Raw genomic sequence first — 2,578 nt, 5'->3', positions numbered from 1 at the left:
GGCGTCCAGGCGCGCGGGTCGGTGCCGACCTCGAAGAGCACGGTGAGGAAGTCGCCGGAGGGCGGTCGCATCGGCGCCCGGGGCAGGGCGGCGACGATCGCGTCGAACAGCGGCGGGTCGGTCTCGCGGGCGGGCAGCCGCAGCCCACCGGGGTCGAGATCGGTCAGCGCGACGGCGGGCGAGCCGGCGGCGGAGTGCTTGCGGGACACCACGGCGTGCAGCGGTTCGGACCACGCGCGGGTGGCCGTCACGGTCTCGCTCCCGAACGCGCCGCGGACGAGCGCGACGTCGATCTCCCCGTTGCGGACGGCGTCCACGCGGGCGCCCACCGGGAGGTCGACGAGCTCCGGTTCGACGACGCGGTCGCCCTCGCGCAGCCGGGCGAGGGCGCGGTCGAGCCGGGGCGTCACGCACTGCGCGACGCCGATCCGCACGCTCGTGTCCAGTTCGCCCGCGACCAGCCGCACCCTGGCCGCGGCCGCGAGGGTGTCCCTGGCCGCCGCGAGCACCCGGTCGCCCGCCGGGGTCAGCCGCACGGTCCGGGACGTGCGGTCGAGCAGCCGCACGCCGAGCTCGCGCTCGAACCGCGCGATCTGCTGGCTGACCGCGGACTGCACGATCCGCAGCCGTTTCGCCGCGTTGCCGAAGTGCAGCTCCTCGGCGACCGTCACGAAGTACTGCAGCGTTCTGAGCTCCACACCCCAGACCTATCACGGGAAGTGATCGCTGCGTTCTCCTCTTGCTCGTTGTTCGCCGAGTTCGGCGCCGGTGGGATGGAGGAAGAACATCGAACGGAGAACTCACATGACCACCTCCACCCTGGGCATCATCGGCACCGGACCGGTCGGTGCCGGAGTCGCCCGGCGCGCCGTCGACGCAGGTCTCGACGTCGTGCTGAGCAACTCACGCGGCCCGGAGTCGCTCACCGGGCTCATCACCGCGCTGGGGCGCAACGCCCGTGCGGCCACACCCGCCGAAGTGGCGCGCACGACCGATGTGATCCTCGCCGCCGTGCCCTTCGCCGCGCACGAACGGCTCTCGCGCGCCGAGCTCGACGGGAAGATCGTCCTCGACCCGATGAACTACGTCGTGACCGACGAGTGGCGCCGGCCGGAGCTCGACCGCGACGAACTGACCTCCAGCGAGCTGGTGCAGCGCCACCTCGCCGGGTCGCGGGTCGTGAAGGTGTTCCACTCGATCGGTTCGCCGCAGATCAACCAGCTGCACCGCGCCGGCGGCGCCGCCGACCGCACCGCGATCCCGCTGCACGGCGACGACCCCGCGGCGAAGAAGGAGGTCGCCGGGCTGCTCGACGTGCTCGGCTTCGACGCCGTGGACCTGGGCCCGCTGGCGCAGAGCTGGCGCACCGAGCCCGGCACGCCCCTGTACGCGACGCCCTACGTGCCCCCTGCACCCGCCGGCCTCACCCCGGCCGAGTGGGTCGAGTGGGTCCAGGCCGCGCCGGGCGTCCCGCTGTCCGCAGCGCGCGTCGAGGAGCTCGCCGCGGCCACCGTGCGCGGACCCGCCGGGTTCCGCTGGTGACCTGAAGCCGGGCCCGGCTCCCAGCAGCTGGGAACACCGGCTTTCTCCGCCCGCGGCCTTGTGGCGGCGGTGCGGACGTCAGCACGGTGGAGGGCAGGCCGGTCCCCTGCGAAAGGAATCCGCGATGACCGCACGACTCCAGGACACCGCCACCGTGCACCGGCTCGGCGCGGGCATCGGGGCGAGGATCGACGGAGTCCGGCTGGGCGGCGACCTGCCCGCGGAGACCGTCGCCGAGGTCAGGGCGGCGTTGCTGGCCCACAGGGTCGTCTTCTTCGCGGGCCAGCACCACCTCGACGACGCGGGCCAGCTCGCGTTCGCCCGGCTGCTCGGCGAACCGACCCTGGCGCACCCGACCGTGAAGGGCGAGCAGCACGCGAACGTCCTCGCGATCGACTCCCGGCACGGCAAGGCCAACAGCTGGCACACCGACGTCACGTTCGTCGACCGCGTGCCCGCGATCAGCGTGCTGCGCGCCGTGGAGCTCCCGCCCTACGGCGGCGACACGGTGTGGGCCAACACCGCCCGCGCCTACGCCGAGCTGCCCGACGCCCTGAAGGCGCTGGCCGACCGGCTGTGGGCGGTGCACACCAACCTCTACGACTACGCGGCCCAGGTCGACGAGACCCGCGTCGGCGGTATCGACGTGCGGGAGCAGACCTACCGCGACGAGTTCGAGTCGCTGCGCTACGAGACCGAGCACCCGGTCGTGCACGTGCACCCGGAGACCGGCGAACGGGCGTTGCTGCTGGGGCACTTCGTCAAGCGGATCACCGGTCTGAGCACGTCCGAGTCGCGGACGGTCTTCGAGCTGCTGCAGAACCGCGTCACGCGGCTGGAGAACACCGTGCGCTGGCGGTGGTCGGACGGCGACGTGGCGGTCTGGGACAACCGCGCGACCCAGCACTACGGGGTGGCCGACTACGACGACGTGCGGCGCCGCCTGCACCGGGTCACGATCTCGGGCGAGGTGCCGGTGAGCGTCGAGGGCGTGGCGAGCACGACGGTCGTGGGCGACGCGGCGCACTTCTCCACC

3 protein-coding genes are annotated in these 2,578 nt (G+C 73.3%); 2 read left to right on the top strand and 1 reads right to left on the bottom strand.

The window, feature by feature from the left end; genetic code table 11:
* Nucleotides 1-698 (bottom strand): LysR family transcriptional regulator (locus ACFWGZ_RS40660; RefSeq protein WP_382456916.1); only part of this gene is annotated, 698 nt, incomplete at its 3' end.
* A gap of 70 nt (nucleotides 699-768) precedes the next feature.
* Between ACFWGZ_RS40660 and ACFWGZ_RS40655 the strand changes: the two genes are divergently transcribed.
* Both ACFWGZ_RS40655 and ACFWGZ_RS40650 read left to right on the top strand, forming a co-directional pair.
* Complete coding sequence (locus ACFWGZ_RS40655) at nucleotides 769-1,542, top strand: NADPH-dependent F420 reductase (protein WP_382456915.1); 774 nt, start codon at nucleotides 769-771, stop codon at nucleotides 1,540-1,542.
* Nucleotides 1,543-1,666: 124 nt separating this feature from the next.
* The coding region (locus tag ACFWGZ_RS40650; RefSeq protein WP_382456914.1) for a TauD/TfdA dioxygenase family protein at nucleotides 1,667-2,578 on the top strand (912 nt) is incomplete at its 3' end.

The organism is Lentzea sp. NPDC060358, from assembly GCF_042725365.1.
In the GTDB taxonomy this organism is placed as follows: domain Bacteria; phylum Actinomycetota; class Actinomycetes; order Mycobacteriales; family Pseudonocardiaceae; genus Lentzea.
This window is presented reverse-complemented; position numbering and strand designations above follow the sequence as displayed.